The organism is Sebaldella sp. S0638, assembly GCF_024158605.1.
GTDB lineage: Bacteria > Fusobacteriota > Fusobacteriia > Fusobacteriales > Leptotrichiaceae > Sebaldella.
The window spans coordinates 1-18,189 of the sequence record NZ_JAMZGM010000073.1; the positions used below are offsets into that span (position 1 = coordinate 1).

Genomic DNA, 18,189 nt, shown 5'->3' on the forward strand with positions numbered 1-18,189 from the left:
TGCTGTCTATTTTGTGATACTCATTTTTTTATTTAAAAATTCTTCTTTTTTTCCTTGACATTTTATAACTGGTCTAACTTTTATATTGCATTAAATTCATTCAAAATTTGATTTGCTGTATTTTCCCAATTAAAATTTTCTATTACTCTTTTATATACATTTTCAGCCATTTTTTTTCTCATGTCTTTTGAATTTATCAATTTCTCTAGATTTTCAATAATTTCTTCATTGTTATTCTTCTTTAATATTATCCCATACTCACTATCTAAAATTACTTCTGGACTCCCACCTTTATTGGTAGCAATAATTGCACATTTTTCTAACCCTGCCTCAAGTACAGAAGTTGGTAATCCTTCTGGAAAATCAGTCGGTAGAATGAATATATCGCTTTGTTCAAGTAATTTCATAATTTTTTTATGTTCCATTCTACCAGTTATAAATATACGTGAATTTTTGTTGTTTTTTATTATATCATCATATAATTCACCATCACCTATAATAAATAAAACAATATTTTTATATTTTCTACTTATTATATCAAATGATTGTATTATCTTCAAGACCCCTTTTTCTTTTATAAGTCTACCCGTAAAAGCTATTAAAATACTTTCATCATTTAAATTGAATGTTTCTTTTACATTGAAATACTCGTCTTTTTCTATATTTTTATCTACAGAATTATAAAATACTCCTTTAGCTGTTATCTTGAAGTGTTTTAGCCATTCATTACATGCCAATGAAACTCCATAAAAAGAAGTAACATTCTTTTTGACAAAATATGAAATTAAATGCTCGTATATATGACCGAAAAAATCTAAAATTTGATTATTAACTGTAAAATGTCCAGTTCCATGATCTATTAATACTGTTTTTTTTACATTTTTCTTGGAAAAAATCGCTCCAATTAAGGAGTGAAAGTAAAATCTGGTATTTATAATTGAATAATCAAATTTCTCTTTTTTTAAACTCTTTATTATCCCTCTATTTTTTTTATTTGACTTTATTATCGGAAATCTACCATTTAACAAAGATATAACATCTACTCTAATGATTTTCATTCCCTCAATTTCTTCATATGTTTCTAAACCTTGTATATTTGAAGTAATAATAGTCACTTCATTTCCATTTTTTATAAATTCCTTCGCTATATGATAAGTATATCTTTCAACTCCACCTAAATTAGGTAGAAAATGAGCACTCCAAATAATTATTTTCAAATTTTTTCTCCTTATAAATTTATATATAATATCTCGAAACAAGTAATAAGACTAAGTATGCCATACTAAAATTTAAAAAAATGCCAGTATTAATGTCTAAAACATTTTCATTTACCCTTAACCTCAATTTTATTTTAGATATATACACAAAAAGAATTGGTAAAATGGGGAAAAAGTATCTTCCCTGAACACCATCAACAAATTTTTCACCGGGCTTTGTCCATGCAATATATAAAGCAGTCAAAATTCCTACATATGAACCTAGTAAATATAAAATCATGAATACATTCATTTTAAAATCCTTAGTAGGCATAATTCTTTTGGAGAAAGTGTGTATTAACAATAAAATAATATAAGCATATATCATCAAATAAGGAATTCTTGTATCTAGCCATCCTAAAACTCCTATTGAACTTTCTATATAAAACTGAGACATTTCACGTGTTGTTAAATAAACTGTTCCTATATAATCCATGATATTATGTTTTAAATAACTTATCTGCCCAACTGGACTTACAGGATTTTCAGGTGATAACACACTCCATCCTATATTAACTAAAAGAGTAAAAAATAAAATTGAAATAATGACAATACTATACTTTTTATATCCATTAAATTTTTTTACTGGTAATCCAATTAATAATAAAATAAACAATAAATATACTACTTTAATAGTGGTCGGCATAAATATACCAAGAAAAAAACATAATCCATATTTCCAGTTGAAAGTTTCTTCATTTAATAAATACAATCTTAGCATATAAGATATAAATAAAAAAGAAAAAGCATTTATTAATGCATCCGGGGAACATGAAATACCTTGTTGTATACTTAAAGGCATCAAAGCTAATGTCAAAAGAATATTTCCAATCTTCGGAACTTTCTTTATTGAAATATACATAATTAAAGTCCATACTCCAAAATTAAACAAACGCGACATAAAGAAAATGATCATAATTGGCAAATTAAAAGTCTCCCCCAAAAAAATCCCTAAGGATTGAGGTATATATGATAATGGATTAACAATAGCCGCTCCTTGTAAACTAATTTTATCTTGTTTATTTTTATCTACTGGGATTAAGATTGAATTTTTTAAATCTGAAAGTTCAATTTTTTCCTCATACTTAAACTTTACCTCTTCTGATTTAATAGCATTACTAAGTTTTAAAATTGAAAGTGGCAATTCATTTCCATTTTTATTCATTGCTAACTTCTCTGGAACAAATTCTCTTTTAGCTATAGCGTATGCTTTAAAAAAATGCATCTTTTCATCAGGGACTTGAAATGGAGGAAATAAAAATACCATTATTGTTCCATATGATAATGCTAATAATAAAAAGACCTTTTCTCTTTTTTGAATTCTTATTAATAGTAAAGAAATTAGAATATTTCCTAAAACAACTGTTATAATTATTACTAAAAAAGATATCAGATAAGTCATATTTTTATAACCTAGATTATATAATATTCCATTGGTATCATCATTCAAGTATAAAGTAACAGAATTATTCGGAGCTCCCTCCAATGAAGTTAATTTAAAGTAATATTTCTTATTTTCCGAATTTTTTATTGGTTTAAACACAATATTAAAATTGTTATTATCTTTTAATATACTAGTATTTATTAAAACTTCTCTTACTTTCTCATCTGTTGTACCATCATATAGTTCAAATAAAATTCTATCTGTATTAATACGATTATATGTACCAAAAACAAAACCTAAACTTGTTAGATTTTTTTGATCTGGAAAAATATATTCCTTTATATCATTACCTCTATGTAATTCACCAAACACTGTATTTACTGCTTCTATATTTTTTGAATATCTTACACTTCTAATGTTAACTCTCTCTACTAAAAAAAAAGTTTCTACTATTAATATGAGTGTAAAAATCACTGCAAAAAAATTTATTTTTTTTAGACTATTAAGCTCCATAAATATTCTCCATATTTTGTTTTCATTAGCGGTTTAGCCAAACTTTCTAATTGCTCCTTTGTTATCCATCCTTTTTTATATGCTATTTCTTCGATACAAGCAACATAAAGACCTTGCCTTTTTTGTATTGCCTCTATAAAATTAGAAGCCTCTAAAAGAGATTCATGAGTTCCTGTGTCTAACCAAGCCATCCCCCTACCTAAGTTAGTAACAACTAAACTTTCTTCCAGAAGATACATTTCATTTACCGAAGTTATCTCTAACTCTCCTCTACTTGAAGGTCTCACACTCTTAGCTTTTTCAACTACTGTATTATCATAAAAGTACAACCCTGGAATTGCAAAATTAGATTTTGGTTTTTCTGGTTTTTCTTCTAAGGATATTGCTTTTCCATTTGCATTAAATTCTACTACTCCAAAAGCACTGGGGTTTTGCACTGGATAACCAAATATTCGAGCTCCTTTTTTAAGTTTGGATGCTTCTACGACCATTTCTGATAGCCCATGTCCAAAAAAAATATTATCACCTAATATTAACGCAACTTCATCATTTTTTATAAAACTTTCTCCTAAAACAAAAGCTTCTGCTAAGCCATTTGCCTCTTTCTGAATTTCATATGAAATGTTTAATCCTAATTCATTACCATCTTTTAGTAATTCTTGAAAGATTGGTAAATCATTTTCCGTGGAAATTATTAAAATTTCTCTTATTCCTGCTAACATCAAAACGGATAAAGGATAATATATCATTGGTTTGTCATATACTGGTATTATTTGTTTAGATATTACTCTTGTTATTGGATATAACCGTGTTCCTTTTCCTCCAGCTAATATTATTCCTTTCATTTTTTAACCTCCACAGATTCTTTTTCTTCTAATTCTTTTTTTAGTAATGTTAACTCTTGAATACATTTCTTTAATTTTCTAGAATTTTTTGATTGAACTATTGATAGTGAAAAAACTGTCATTATTAATAGAACACCATTTAAAAAAAATAGAGAGTTAACCTCTTCTTTAATTCCTAATAATTTGGAAATTATACCAATTAATGAAGGAAATAAAGAAAATATTAAAATCATACTAGCAGTAAAAATCCACATTAGTACATGTTTTAGATCTACTACTTTTTTTCTTATCAAATTAAATATAAAAATAAGTGCAAATAATGCAATCATAATCAATAAAATCTTTAGTCTTATAGTCATTTTCTCTCCTTAATTCGAATCTTTAAGATCTACTAAATTAACTAACAATATACTTAAACTAACTTTTATCATATAATAAACTGCTTTAAAGAAATTTATCGAAGACACACCACCAGCTCTTTCATTCATAACAACTGCTTCTTCATCAATCAAATACCTATGTTTTAGTAGGTATACAATACTTTCTGGTTCTGGATAATCTTCTGGGTAGTAGTTACAAAATTCAGAAATAATTTTTTCATTAAATATTCTAAAACCAGAAGTTGGGTCAGTAACTTTCTTTTTTGAAATTAAATAAATTAAAAATCTAAAAAATTTAATTCCTATTCTCCTACTAACTGAACTTTTAAATCCTTTTCCATTAATAAATCTTGATCCTATGACCATATCTAAATTTTCATTTTTTAGTTTTTGATACACGTTCTTTATATATTTTGCGTTATGTTGCCCATCACCATCAAATTGAATTACATATTTATACCCCTTCATCAGAGCATAACGGTAACCCGTCTGCATACATCCTCCTATGCCCAGATTAGCTACTAAATCTATCATATTAAATTTATTTTTCAAACAGATTTCTTTAGTATTATCCGTCGATCCATCATTGATTATAACATAATCATAACCGAAATTATTATTTTTCAAATCAGTAACAGCCTTTTCTATACTCGCTTCTTCATTGTATGCTGGAATTACTACTAAGATTTTATTCATTATAGTCTCCTCTTCAATAAATTTACTATTTACTCATTTTTTTAAAATACAATTATTTATTTCCTTTCTCTCTTCATCTAAAAACCATTTCCATTTATTAAAATATTTTATTCCGGATTTTATGTGTTCGATTGTCATTTTTAATGATTTAAATGATTCTTTTTTATGAATATGATATACTTCAATTTCTGGATAATAATAATTATTGTATTTATACATTCTTCTACTTAAGTCTACATCCTCTAAATACATAAAAAATTCTTCATCAAATCCTTTTTCTCTGATCAAATTTTCACTTAAACAAAACATAAAACAACCTGATAATACAGGAACTACAAATTCAGAATTATAATCTAAAAAACGCAACTCATAATCATAATTCAATTTATTAAAATATGATAACTTAAATAAAAATCTTCTACTAAATAAATTTAATGGGGTTGGTAATAGTTTACAAAGATATTGTATTTCATTAGACTCTGATAAAATTTTGGGCATTATTATTCCAAAATTATCTTTTGTATCAGCATATTTAATTAATTTCTTTATATTTTCTAAACTTACAAATATATCTGGATTTATAATCAAAAAATATTTAGAGTTTTCAGCATATTTTTTTATTGCTATATTATTCGCAGTTCCATATCCAACATTTTCACTTAAAATATAATCGACATCCGGCTCTAAAGCAAATATTTTCTCTTTTAAATAACCTGTATTTGTATTATCTATCACTATTAATTTTTGTTCAATATTCTCACTATAATATTCCTTAATAACTCTTTCGATCTCTTCAAAAGAATTATTATATATTACCATTGAAGCAACTAATTTAAACATCCTAACTCCTAACAAAATTACAATTATTATAACATACTATTTCTTATTTTGGAATGATTATTAATCAACTATTACAAGCCTTTAGCAAATATTACAATTTTTATTGTTCTAAAAACTATTTTCAAATCTAACATGATATCTTGATATTTCATATAATATAAGTCGTATTCTAACTTTTTATATGCATCTTCTATTGAAAGACCATAAGGATACATGACTTGAGCCCAGCCAGTTACTCCTGGTTTTACTAGATGCCTTAAATTATAATGTGGAATAGTTTTCATATATTCATAACATAACTCATTCCATTCTGGTCTTGGACCAACAAAACTCATTTCTCCCTTTAATATACATATTAATTGCGGGAGTTCATCAATTCTAGTTTTTCTTATAAATTTACCAAATTTTGTCACTCTTGGATCATTTTCATCAGTATACTTTGAATATTCTTTTTGATCATGAATTTTCATTGAGCGAAATTTTATTATTTCAAATTCAACATTTTTTAGACCCAATCTCTTTTGTTTAAAAAATATTGGTCCCTTTGAAGTTAGTTTTATTATTAAGGCAGTTATTACAAATATTGGTGAAGTTAATATTAACATACTTATTGATAAACTGACATCAAATAACCTTTTTATTTTTTGCTTAGTTGTATTATGCAAAATCTCAAATCCCAATGATTCTAATAGCCATAATTTATCTATGTGCTCTATGTCTATCTTTTGATCAAGCTGTTCATTGAATACTTTATATGATATTATCTCTGTTCCATTAATTTTAAAATTAATTAACACATCCAATTCTTCATCACTTAATTTATCTACTGTTATAATTATTTTATCTACATTATTTTCCTGAACTATCTTCTCAAGATTATTTATGTCACCTAAATACCTCTCTTCCTCTCTTTTTTTATTACATGTAAACCCCACGTATTTATATTGTATATTTTCTATTAATGATGTCACAATCTTTGCATTATTTACAGTATAACCATATAATATCACATTAAATCTTTTTACAACAAACTGTTGGATCAACCATTTTAAAAAAATTTGAGAAAAAAATAAAATTCCAAAAGTTATAAACATTCCTATTGTTCTTAATAACGAATAAAAAATCATAGCATAAAATAAATCTATACAAAAGAAGTATATTATATGTCTTAGTCTAAATTTCTGCTCTATAAAATCTAACAAATCAAAGATATATGCTGTTATGAAAATTGACGTGAATATTAGTTTTGCAGTAAAACTAATCCCAATTACAAAAATATCTAAACTGTATTTATATACTATATATAATATCCATATGTATATTATTCTAATTACTACGTTTGAATAATTTTTCATTTTACATGTGCTCCCCGCAATTTTATTTTGTTAACTACTTTACCTCATATTGTATCATTAAATATAATTATTTTCAATTTTATTAAAAATTCTATTTTTAATAAATATAAAAAATAATATACTGTGGCTATTTTATATATAGTTTTCTTTTCCATGTGTTGTTCCAATATCTCCTCTTCATAATTCATATTCTTTAAATCTTTTATATATATAATATATTATTTAATTTAATAAATCGATATTTCCTTGTAAATTCTTTAAATTTAATAATAAGTACATTACTAAAAAAGATCTATATTAGCTTTTTTATTATCAAATATATATTTTATCATTGCTCTTGTAATTTCAAACTTTTTTTGATAAAATACCTTATCATATAATTTCTCAAAAGGAGTGACAAAATATGAATGACAGTTTAGATTTTATAACAGTCATCAAAGTATTATATAGAAATAAGATGCTTATCCTTATTATTGCTGCTGTTACAGTCATTTGTACTTTAGCCTACCTTATGACAAAAAAGGATTTTAAAACCACAATGAATTTATACAGTAATGACAGAGTTTTGAAGGAAATAAACGAACCGCCTGTTTTTTCACTTAACTCCTTTGAATTTTATAAATATCTGAAAGAAAATTCAAAAAAATTATCACTTCTGGATATTGATGATGACAATTTTTATTCAAGTATCTCAAAAAAAATTACTCTTGAAAGTGACAATAACAGTCCTAATGTAAAAATTCAATTTAATACTAAAGTAAAAAATGACGGAAAAGAATTTGCAAGAGAATTCGCGGATCTGGCAAACAAATATCTTAATGATAAAAAAAGTATTTATCTTTCAAGCCAGATTAAAGCACTTGACGAACAGTTTTTATATTTGAAACAAAATATTGATCTTTCACAAACAAAAGATCCGCTCATTGATTCTACAATATCAAAACTGTCTTATTACAGACTGCTTGACAAAGATAAGACTCCTTTGTTAAAATTAATAGATTACCAGACAAAAGCTTCTAAGAATAAAAAATTAATTCTGGCTTTATCACTATTTTTAGGTCTTGCCTTTGGTATTTTAATTGCTTTTATCAGAGAATTTTTGAAAACAGTAAACTGGAAAGACATAAAAGAAAATTAATAACTAAAATTAAATAATTAACAAAGATGTTTGGGATACCCCATCTATAAAAAAAACCTAGGCATAAGGTTTTTCTTATGCTTTTTATTTTACAGGAGGAAAAAATGCATATTTTATTTTACAATGAAATACTTTGGTTTTTATCAATGCTTATTAACTTTTTACTAATTCTGCTCGCATACAGATTATGGGGAAAAATAGGACTATTTATTTTCATTCCCATATCTACTATACTGGCAAATGTACAAGTCATAAAACAAGTTGATCTCTTTGGATTTCACGGAACAATGGGGGACATTTTATATTGCGGAATCTTTCTTGTTTCTGATATTCTCTCAGAAAATTATGGAAAAAAAATGGCAAGAAATACTATTTACATTGGTTTCTTTTCATTAATTTCTACTACTGTAATTATGATATTGTCTTTAAAAATACTTCCAAATGAGTATGACACATCACAGTCAAGCCTTGAATTCATATTTGGATTTCTGCCCAGAATAACCGTGGCAAGCCTCACTGCTTTTTTAGTATCACAAACTTATGATGTCTGGGCTTACCAGTTTTGGAGAGAAAAATTCCCCGAATTTAAGCATATTTGGATTAGAAATAACTTTAGTACTCTGGCAAGTCAGTTTATTGACGGTATCATATTTACAATCATAGCATTTTCTGGAGTTTTTGAATTTTCATATATGGTGAAAATTTTTATAACATCATATCTCCTAAAAACTATAGTTTCTATATTCGATACTCCGTTTGTTTATGTTGCCGCTGTATTAAAAAACAAAAATAAAATCAAAGAAATATAGGTGCTGCTATGGAGAGATATAATAAAATAACTGATAAAAACCAAAGAGAAATATTATTACTAAAATCATTTGCCTGCAGCTATGGAAAATGTGCATTTTGTAATTATATTTTGGATAATTCATATAATGAGAATGAAATAAACCAGATAAATATTGATCTTTTAGATAAAGTTACAGGTGTATTCGGGTGTCTTGAAATAATAAATTCAGCATCTGTTTTTGAACTTCCTTTAAAAACTCTTGAGTACATAAGAAAGATTGCTAATGAAAAAAAGATGAAAACACTATATTTTGAAGTATACTACTCATACCTAAAAAGACTGGATGAAATAATCAAATTTTTCTCCGCTCAGGAAGTCAGGTTCAAAGTAGGAATTGAGACATTCGACAATAACTATCGTACTCAAATTTTAAAAAAGAACTTTATTTTGAATGATTATACACAATTATCAAATTTTTACAGCTGCTGTCTTCTGATTTGTACTAAAGGACAAACTAGAGAACAGATTTCAAACGATATTGAGACAGCATTAAAATATTTCAAAGAAATTACAATCAACGTTTTCATAAATAATGATACTGAAATAACAAGAGATGAAGAGCTTGTCAAATGGTTTTTAACTGAAAAATATCCTTTACTTATTAAACAAAAAAATATTGAAATCCTTATTGATAACAAGGACTTGGGAGTTTATGTCCAATAATCGGATTCTTTAAAATGAAAGGCTTTTTATGATATAAATCGATAAAAAGCCTTTTTTATATTATTTTATTTTTTAAAACGCTACTTTTAAAGTCATTCCTGCTCTATATTCATCCTGATTATGCTCTCCAAAAGTGTATTCTCCGTTTAAGAATAAACCATATCGCTCATTTACTTCAACTCCAAGAGAGGCTCTTGTTTTAAACTGTCCGTTTTCTTCTTCTGGTTTTGCTAAATTATGATATCCGTCTTCAATAGCAATTAATCTTGCCTTTTCTTTTTCATTTAAATTTGCAAGTTCATATTCATATGCAAAATCAAGTTTTCCTTTTAACTGCCATCCGCTGCTGATTCCTAAAGGAATAGCTGTTTGTAATTCAATACCAGCTCTTGGTTTGACACTCCATGCATCATTTCCTTCTACCTCAAGACTTTCAAGACCACTCTCACTAAATGTTGGTCTTGTAACATACATAACTTTAAAACCGCCATAAGGAGTTAAACTGCTTTTTTTACCCAAACTTATCTCTCTGCCGAGTATATTATTGCTTGTTATGCTGTATGTTTCATAAGTGCCGTTCATCTCTGATCTGTTATTAGGTGAAGGCCAGTCCAGATTTCTGTCCACATTATGAAAACTAACTCTTCCAGTTAGGTCATTACGCAGCTTCCAGTCATTAAACTTATACTTATTATGTACTCCTGCTTGTATTGTATCTACCCACTCTTCACTTTCATTGCCATCTTTAAATTCAAATCCTGTATGTAAATAACCAAGTGAGTATCCAAATGTTTGTTTATAAGTTCTTTCTACTTCTCTCAAACCTAAAACACCTGTTGTTGTATAGTCATAACCAACTACACCATCCGTATCCTCATTTGTTCTCCCTTTTCCGCCTATTATATTTACTTTCACATTTTCTTTTGTATTGTTTTCAGAATTTTCTAATAAGTCTAGCGAGTTTTCAAATACACTTGCTATATCATTTTCTCTTTGGTTTATATTAGCATAAATATTTCCTGCAAGACTTGACATAATATGTTTAAAATCTCTTTCATTTTCCAGCCTGTCAATCTTATTAAAAATTTTAAGTGCATCACCGTCTGCATTTTCATACTTTCCATCCAGTGCTTTTCCAAAATCTTCATTCCAGTAACCTGCCAGTAAGTCTCCGTATTCTATTTTCTGCATCCATATGTCTATATTACCATTAGAATTAGTCACAGGAGTTGCATCCCAGGTATAAGACTGGCTTAAAATAGTTGCTATTCCTGAATTAATTCCACCTTCTGGAGTTGATGGAATAAAGACATCTGCCAGTTTATAAGTTTTAGAGCTTGTTCCCTGTGTAAAATCCGAAGTAACTGTTACATCATTTATATTAAATTCTGGTGCTATAAATTTTACTGCATTTGATACTAAAAATTTAGCTGCCAGATCACTTGTTGATACCTCGCTTGATGTTGGTGTTCTAACTGTATCAGGATCTACTTTAACCTGAACTACACCATCATAAGGTACTTCAAATTTTTCTCCTACCTGAATTACTCCTGCATTTACTATTGTTGGCGGCTTATATGTAGGGACATTTGCTATACTTGGTATTTTTACAGAAGTACTTTCTAAAGATGTTGATGTAAAACCGCTGACACTACTGTCATCATCAGCTACAACACCTAGTGTTCCACTACCAAGACTTATTGTCCCTGTATTTATCAATTTTGAATTACTTCTTAACAATACCGCTATTGATTCATTTCCTGAAGCATCTATTATTCCTGTATTATAGATTTCAGAATCTTTTGTAGCCATAATACCAATACTTTTATCTCCGCTTACCTGTATTTTTCCGCTATTTTCCAATATTACTCCATTATTTAAAGCAATACCTATAGATTCATTCCCGCTTAAATTTATTTCACCTTTATTTATTACTTTTTTTCCATTACCTATTTCTGCTAAAATTCCGATTGCTTTATCTTTATTTGAAGTAATTAAAGCATTACTATCATTGATTAAGTCATCACTCTGTCTGTAAGAATAAATTCCTATACCGCTTTCTCCAAGACTAATATTACCGTCATTATAGATCTTTGAATTATCCCCGTATATTCCTACTGAATATCTGTTATTAGAGTCTGAAGGATTTGAAGGATTTACTATTTTTGAATCCCCAAGATCAATATTGTTTGTATTTATAATTTCACTGGATTTTCCATAAATACCCACTCCATAACCATTTCCTGCTCCGTTTATTACACCAGTATTTGTAATTTTCCCTGAATTTCCATAGAAAAATATTACGCCATCACCTGTTGAAATCAAACTTCCAGAATTCTTTATTTCACCTGCACTTGAATAAAAGGCCACTGACTCTGTGCCGATTGATAAATTTCCTTTATTCTCCAACAATGTACCGCTGTCTTTTGAATAACCTATTATGCTTTCACTTCCTACAGTTATATTAGAAGAATTATTAGTCAGTATACCTCCATCATTTACATAAAGAGCCACTGCACCATTACTTCCAACATTTATACTAGAATTACTATCAATATCTGCAACACTGCCAGAAGCATAGATTCCCACCGAATTTTCCTGTACATTTATCGATCCCTGATGATTAACTTTTCCATTATCAGAGTATAGTCCCACTACATTATTACCACCTGATATTGTACTTCCAAGACTAGTATTAATTTCAACACCCTCTGTACCATAAATCCCTATTATTGCATTATTTATAGTTGAAGCATTTCCTAATTTTATTGAATTATTATTTCGTATTTCTATAGTTCCCAGACTAACTCCAGCACTATTTAATGTATTTCCATATATTCCAATTGATTTATCCCCGGCTACATTAATCTCCCCGTTATTATCTACAGTTTTTAATGTAGTACTGTTTAGAATAGAGTATATCCCTACAGAGTTAGATTCATTAATCGTTATATTTTTTAGAGTATTATTTGTCACATCACTATCTTCCGCTATTAGACCAACACTATTTTTCCCGCTTAATTCAATATCTCCAACATTTAAAACAGTTGTTTGATAACCATATATACCAGCTCCATTTTCTTTTATATACAGTTTATTATATCCCAGAGTTGTTGATGTTCCCTCCTGATACACTCCGAGGCCATTTTTACTAACTGTTATTTCGGAATTATTGAAGTCTACATCACTGTTTATAAGATATATAAAAGTATTTTCGCTTGTATCTCTATTGCCTAGATTATAATTAATTGTTGTATTATTTATACCATATGCTAAAACACCGTTATTTCCTATATTTATACTTGCAGCATTTAAATTTAATATACTGTTGTCTCCGTAATATGCTATGCCTGAATTTCCTACTGTTACACTTCCACTTTCATTTAACGTGGAATCTTTAGCATAGATTCCAAGAGAATTTTTGTTTACTTTATCACCGACAATTATATTTCCAGTGTTTGTAATAATAGAATTCTCTGCATAAATCCCAACTCCGTCATTTCCCAATTCTATTAATCCGCTGTTTTTTACTGCAGTATTTCCTAATGCTGCTCTTATACTATAAATACCTGTATTAGATGTTCCTCTGTCTTTTATTTCCGCACCTGATAAATTTTCTATAAGATCTGCATCATTTCCATAAAGTCCCACGGAATTATTTCCTACCTCAGCTAATCCATTGTTGTATATTTCAGCTCCAGCCCCCTGCCCGTAGAATGCTATTGAATCATTATTTACTTTTATCGTTCCTTTATTCTCTCCTCTTGCATTATTTAGATATATCGCTGTTGCTTTATTTGAGGAAGAAAAATCTATTGTTCCAAGATTATTTGCTTCATAAGTCTGAGTCCATGTTCCTGCTCCTTTTAGACCGTCACCAAATATACCTATCACATCATCTCCTGATGCTGTGACAGTTATTCCAGGCATTACATTGACTTCTCCGTTTACTGCATGACCTAAAATGCTTCCTCCCGAAACATTTACATTCGAATTAATATTTATTATTCCACCTTGTATTCTTGTTCTCTCCACTGCATAACCATTGGAATTTATTACTCCTCCATTATCATTTATTATAGCACCCTGTACTCCATATATTCCTACTCCGTCTCCGGAAAAATTCATTGTACTGTTTGCCTGAAATGTTAATGTAGAAAGATTTTCAACGTATGCCCCGATTCCACCTGCTCCATTTAAATTAATAACTGCGTTATCTAAGGTTACATTTGAGCCCGTTCCTAAATTAGATCCAATATATACACCTGTTCCAGCTGTAGTATTATTTCCAACATTTATACTTCCTGAATATTTTATGTTACTTCCGTTTTGTGCGTATAATCCTACACCATTGGCTCCAGCAGTAAGATTATTAGCAATTCCTGATGACAAATTTTGGTTATCAGTGTATAATGCCACTGCATAATGATCTGGATCACCATCTGAATTGATATCCACTGAATCTCCCACTTTTATATCATTAGTATATCCAAAAGTTGTTGCCCCTTGTAAAACTAAAGCTATTTTTCCAGCACCTCCATCACTGAATGCAGAGGTAGTTAAATCTAATAACGGGATTGAATTATCAATTACAGCTCCATCAGATAAGACTGCTATTCCATGTCCAGTGATATCTCCTAACGACCCAGTCAGTTTAGTAGTACTCCCTTCAAGATAATATGCAATCTGGGATTGGCTTGTAGTATTTAATTCTATTATTCCGCCGCCGTTTATTAATGCTCCGTTAGTTCCATAAACTCCAACAGTATTCGTACCTGTCAATTTTATATTTCCATTTTGATTAACAGTAGTAAATGGTGCGTATATGCCCACAGAGCCTGATCCATTTACGAATATTTTATTACTTCCAGAAGCATTATTAGTGATAACAGCATCACCTACTACTGCACCTAACTTATTATTATCAGCAGAAATTCCGATATTATTGCTTCCATCCAAATTGATAGTTCCTGTATTTAGAATATTTATATTATCAAAACTACTGTAAGTCGCTGCTGAATCTCCTTTCCCATACATGCCTACAGTATCATTCGCTTTTAGATTTATTACTCCTTTATTTTCAATATCTGCTTCTTCTTCTGAGTACATTCCTACACCATTAACTGCTGTTGAATTAATATTAATTACTCCTGTAAGATCATTTAAATTCCCACCATATAAAGTATACAATCCTACTGAGGATCCTGTATTCATAGTAACAGTTCCTTTATTTGTCACTCCTGTTTTAGTTTTATCTACTACAACGGATGTTCCATCATTAAAATACTTACCATTTTCAGAAAATGCACTTAATCCTGTTTTAGTGTTTGATTCAAGAGTTTTCCCAGAATTTAAAGTTACTTTACTATTTTCTGCCACATAAGCCTGTGAACTTGAAGCTACAATTCCACCTGTTATTGGTACTGTTAAATTACTATCTATTACAATATTAGAATTATTAGCTCCGTATAATAATACTGAATTTTCTCCTATTACTTTTATATTCACATTATCAAGATTAGATATATTTGCATTAGCATGATCTAAATATGCCAAAACAGACTTATCGTATATATAAGCATCTAAATGATTAATTTTAAAAACATCAGAAAATTTTGAGCTATCTTTAGAATAAAGACCAACAGTCGAAGTAGCAGTTACTCCTGTTGTCCCTATATGTAATTCTGCATTTTTAACAACTGCAGTACTTCCACCAGAAGCTTTTAAAGTTTGTGAATTAAACTTTACAACTCCTAATCCGTCTGAATAAACCCCTATTCCTGTATTAGATGAAGTTGAACCTAATACTCTTATTATTCCGCTTATATCACCAACAGTATTATTTCCTTCTACATATATTCCTACTGCTCCATTTCCAGAGTTTATTGAAGATTCTAATGATGCTGTAACTATAGGGACTAAATAAGATGGTTGCCCTGATTCATTAGGATCATAAAATTCCTGCCATGTATGTGTGAAAGTTGCTCCTCCATTAGCATATATACCTATCGTTCCGGCAGTGTTATTTTTTATCACAGATTTATTATTAAAATGTAATCCAGTACTATTTCCGTTATTCTGATCTAAAATTACAGCATGTGAACCTATACCCGTCGTTTCAATTTTAGTATATCTTGCTAAAAAATTTCCAGAATTATTATAACTTGAAGATATATTTCCATTATTTGAATAAACTCCAATAGAATTATTTCCATTAATTGTTATAAATCCACTATTCTCAAAGCTTCCACTTTTAACCAGTGCCCCTATTGATTTTTCTGAAGTTATTTCTACTTTTCCTACATTCTCCGAAACTAAATTCGATATGGTAAAAGGTGGTACTCCTGAACTAAATGTGGCATTTGTACCTATTATCGCTCTGGAACTGGAACCATTTACAACTATTCCATAATTCTCTGAACCTTCCACATATATCGAACCATAATTTGTTACTAGACCTTCTCCTTCAACGCGTACTCCTGAACTTTGTACAGCATGCTGACCAATTCTAATAATAGCAGCTTCATCTATACCTGTCCCGCCGTACCCACAACCATATAAACTTGTACATATAACTCCGTCATCACCTGCTTCTCCATAAGCTAAAGCATCACTTGGCTGATTTGAATACACTCCCATTGCTCTTTCTACTTTGGTTGCGTCACCTCCGGGAAGGTTTCCATCTGCAGTTTGGGACACAGCTGAAACTCCTATTAAAATAGACCCACTATTAAAATACGGAGCTTGTATTTTTCTTTGAATGGAGAAACCTGAGGATTCATCACCATTAATTGTTATAGTTCCTCCGGTCATTCTGATAAAACTGCCATCAGAAACTAATCGTCGGAAATAGCCACCATCATTATATGGGTATAACGTACTGTATGACAATGCTGAAGTCATCATTCCATAACTTCTATATCCATTTACTATAATATTTCCTTTATTTACACCTTGCTCTGTAATTCCTGTACGCGGTCTAACTGCTTCACCTGGATCTGGCCTCAATTGAATCCCTACACTTTCAGGTGCATTTAATATAATTGTCCCAGCACTACTGTTTTCTATATACGTTCTTGTATTGTTTGAAGAACTATCTAAACTATTAAATAGAAATGCTGCCTGGTTCCTTATATTTCCATTCCCATCTCCATTTCCGATTATAGTACCCCCATTGTAAATTCCCATTGTTAAAGTAGTTCCTGCACCTAAACGCTCGTGTGTTCCTAAAATTTCTATTGCCGCATTCTCGCTTCCATTCATTGTTATTGTTCTTCCTGCGACAAGCGTATATTTTGTTAATACATTTTCACCTTCATCAATTGCTACTCCTCTTGCCCCATCTCTATTAATCGTTATATTTGCATCAATATATGAATCTGTCGCACTTTGCCTATAGTAAGCTATTCCTCCTGGATTTCCTGCATTTGTGACATTTATTGTCGTCCCAGAAGTGTAAGATGGCGGACTTCCATAATTACTACAATATTGAACTGTATTACATATACTAGCTGTTGCTAAATTGAAATCAACTATTGTAATATCTTGTAAATTTATTGTTGGAAATAATACTGAGCTTATTAAATTTATATCCGGACTAACAACCTGCGGTGAAGCCACAGCTGCAGGCTGTGTTATATTAATTACAGGAAGATTCACATTCGGTATATTTATTGTCGGAGCAATTTTAGGAACCACAGTAGGAGCCTGAATGCTGTCGACTGTTATTTTCTTCTTATTAATACTGATTTCCGGTTCCAATACAAAATCATTAACTAATTTTATAGGTATTGTAGCTCCTACTTGTACCTGCTTTCCGGTTCTGAGATCTGTCCCGTTAACCTGTGAAGAATTCTTTTGATTACTTCCATCACCATATTTATCACTATCATAACCCCTATCCCTCTCAGCATAAAATCCCGAAGCAAAAATCTGCCATTCGAGATACTCAGGTTTTACAATATAATCATTTTGTTTGTACAAATCTTTTAATTCTTTATTTCTTTTCTTTAATATTGATTCTATTACCTTATTGTTACTATCATTTGATTTTCCAGTTTGGATATTTTTCACCATGTTATCATATAATTTTTCATATTTTGCATCTGAAAAATTCTCTCCATATGCACTAGCAGACAATATAGAATTTGCTGCTAATAAAAAAAACATCATCTTTTTGTCTTTTAACATAATACCTCCCTTGTATAATATGTTTGTAGTTAAAAAAGCTAAATTAACTACTTAAAATCTTTGTTACTTTATGTAATAA

At 29.3% G+C, this 18,189-nt stretch carries 11 protein-coding genes; 3 read left to right on the forward strand and 8 right to left on the reverse strand.

The features are described 5' to 3' along the window. Window positions 1-80: 80 nt before the first annotated feature. The 7 genes from NK213_RS15765 to NK213_RS15795 all read right to left on the reverse strand — a co-directional run bounded on the left by NK213_RS15765 (window position 81) and on the right by NK213_RS15795 (window position 7,269). Window positions 81-1,217, reverse strand: coding sequence for a glycosyltransferase family 4 protein (locus NK213_RS15765; RefSeq protein WP_253350777.1), 1,137 nt, complete (start codon window positions 1,215-1,217; stop codon window positions 81-83). Between the two features lie 19 nt (window positions 1,218-1,236). Then, entirely contained in the window at window positions 1,237-3,153 is a 1,917-nt protein-coding gene (locus NK213_RS15770) for a DUF2142 domain-containing protein (RefSeq protein ID WP_253350779.1), read from the reverse strand. Continuing rightward, window positions 3,135-3,998 carry a glucose-1-phosphate thymidylyltransferase RfbA gene (gene rfbA / locus NK213_RS15775; protein ID WP_253350781.1) on the reverse strand — a complete coding sequence of 288 codons (864 nt, stop codon included), beginning with the start codon at window positions 3,996-3,998 and terminating at the stop codon, window positions 3,135-3,137. The genes NK213_RS15770 and rfbA overlap by 19 nt, the downstream gene beginning before the upstream one ends. Continuing rightward, window positions 3,995-4,357, reverse strand: a complete 363-nt coding sequence (locus NK213_RS15780) for a DUF2304 domain-containing protein (protein WP_253350783.1) — start codon at window positions 4,355-4,357, stop codon at window positions 3,995-3,997. The genes rfbA and NK213_RS15780 overlap by 4 nt, the downstream gene beginning before the upstream one ends. A 9-nt stretch (window positions 4,358-4,366) precedes the next feature. Beyond that, on the reverse strand, window positions 4,367-5,074 hold the full coding sequence (locus tag NK213_RS15785; RefSeq protein WP_253350785.1) for a glycosyltransferase family 2 protein: 708 nt from the start codon (window positions 5,072-5,074) through the stop codon (window positions 4,367-4,369). Window positions 5,075-5,107: 33 nt separating this feature from the next. Continuing rightward, window positions 5,108-5,914 (reverse strand): glycosyltransferase, encoded by an 807-nt coding sequence (locus tag NK213_RS15790; RefSeq protein WP_253350787.1) that lies wholly within the window; start codon window positions 5,912-5,914, stop codon window positions 5,108-5,110. 71 nt (window positions 5,915-5,985) lie between these two features. Beyond that, complete coding sequence (locus tag NK213_RS15795; protein ID WP_253350789.1) at window positions 5,986-7,269, reverse strand: sugar transferase; 1,284 nt, start codon at window positions 7,267-7,269, stop codon at window positions 5,986-5,988. Window positions 7,270-7,672: 403 nt separating this feature from the next. On the opposite strand from NK213_RS15795, the gene NK213_RS15800 reads away from it, so the two are divergent. The 3 genes from NK213_RS15800 (at window position 7,673) to NK213_RS15810 (ending at window position 9,920) form a co-directional block, all read left to right on the forward strand. Further along, window positions 7,673-8,407, forward strand: coding sequence for a lipopolysaccharide biosynthesis protein (locus tag NK213_RS15800; protein ID WP_253350791.1), 735 nt, complete (start codon window positions 7,673-7,675; stop codon window positions 8,405-8,407). Between the two features lie 104 nt (window positions 8,408-8,511). Further along, window positions 8,512-9,216 carry a queuosine precursor transporter gene (locus NK213_RS15805; protein ID WP_253350799.1) on the forward strand — a complete coding sequence of 235 codons (705 nt, stop codon included), beginning with the start codon at window positions 8,512-8,514 and terminating at the stop codon, window positions 9,214-9,216. Between the two features lie 8 nt (window positions 9,217-9,224). Then, complete coding sequence (locus NK213_RS15810; protein WP_253350801.1) at window positions 9,225-9,920, forward strand: radical SAM protein; 696 nt, start codon at window positions 9,225-9,227, stop codon at window positions 9,918-9,920. A gap of 72 nt (window positions 9,921-9,992) precedes the next feature. Here NK213_RS15810 and NK213_RS15815 read toward each other — a convergent pair whose 3' ends face one another. After that, the gene (locus tag NK213_RS15815) at window positions 9,993-18,110 is read right to left on the reverse strand and encodes an autotransporter domain-containing protein (RefSeq protein ID WP_253350809.1); all 8,118 of its coding nucleotides are present in this window, start codon (window positions 18,108-18,110) and stop codon (window positions 9,993-9,995) included. Window positions 18,111-18,189: the final 79 nt, after the last annotated feature.

Excerpts from the sequence above, each read along its gene's own strand:
- NK213_RS15770 (WP_253350779.1), bottom strand. The coding sequence starts at position 3,153 with ATGGAGCTTAATAGTCTAAAAAAAATAAATTTTTTTGCAGTGATTTTT.
- rfbA (WP_253350781.1), bottom strand. The coding sequence starts at position 3,998 with ATGAAAGGAATAATATTAGCTGGAGGAAAAGGAACACGGTTATATCCA.
- NK213_RS15780 (WP_253350783.1), bottom strand. The coding sequence starts at position 4,357 with ATGACTATAAGACTAAAGATTTTATTGATTATGATTGCATTATTTGCA.
- NK213_RS15785 (WP_253350785.1), bottom strand. The coding sequence starts at position 5,074 with ATGAATAAAATCTTAGTAGTAATTCCAGCATACAATGAAGAAGCGAGT.
- NK213_RS15790 (WP_253350787.1), bottom strand. The coding sequence starts at position 5,914 with ATGTTTAAATTAGTTGCTTCAATGGTAATATATAATAATTCTTTTGAA.
- NK213_RS15795 (WP_253350789.1), bottom strand. The coding sequence starts at position 7,269 with ATGAAAAATTATTCAAACGTAGTAATTAGAATAATATACATATGGATA.
- NK213_RS15800 (WP_253350791.1), top strand. The coding sequence starts at position 7,673 with ATGAATGACAGTTTAGATTTTATAACAGTCATCAAAGTATTATATAGA.
- NK213_RS15805 (WP_253350799.1), top strand. The coding sequence starts at position 8,512 with ATGCATATTTTATTTTACAATGAAATACTTTGGTTTTTATCAATGCTT.
- NK213_RS15810 (WP_253350801.1), top strand. The coding sequence starts at position 9,225 with ATGGAGAGATATAATAAAATAACTGATAAAAACCAAAGAGAAATATTA.
- NK213_RS15815 (WP_253350809.1), bottom strand. The coding sequence starts at position 18,110 with ATGTTAAAAGACAAAAAGATGATGTTTTTTTTATTAGCAGCAAATTCT.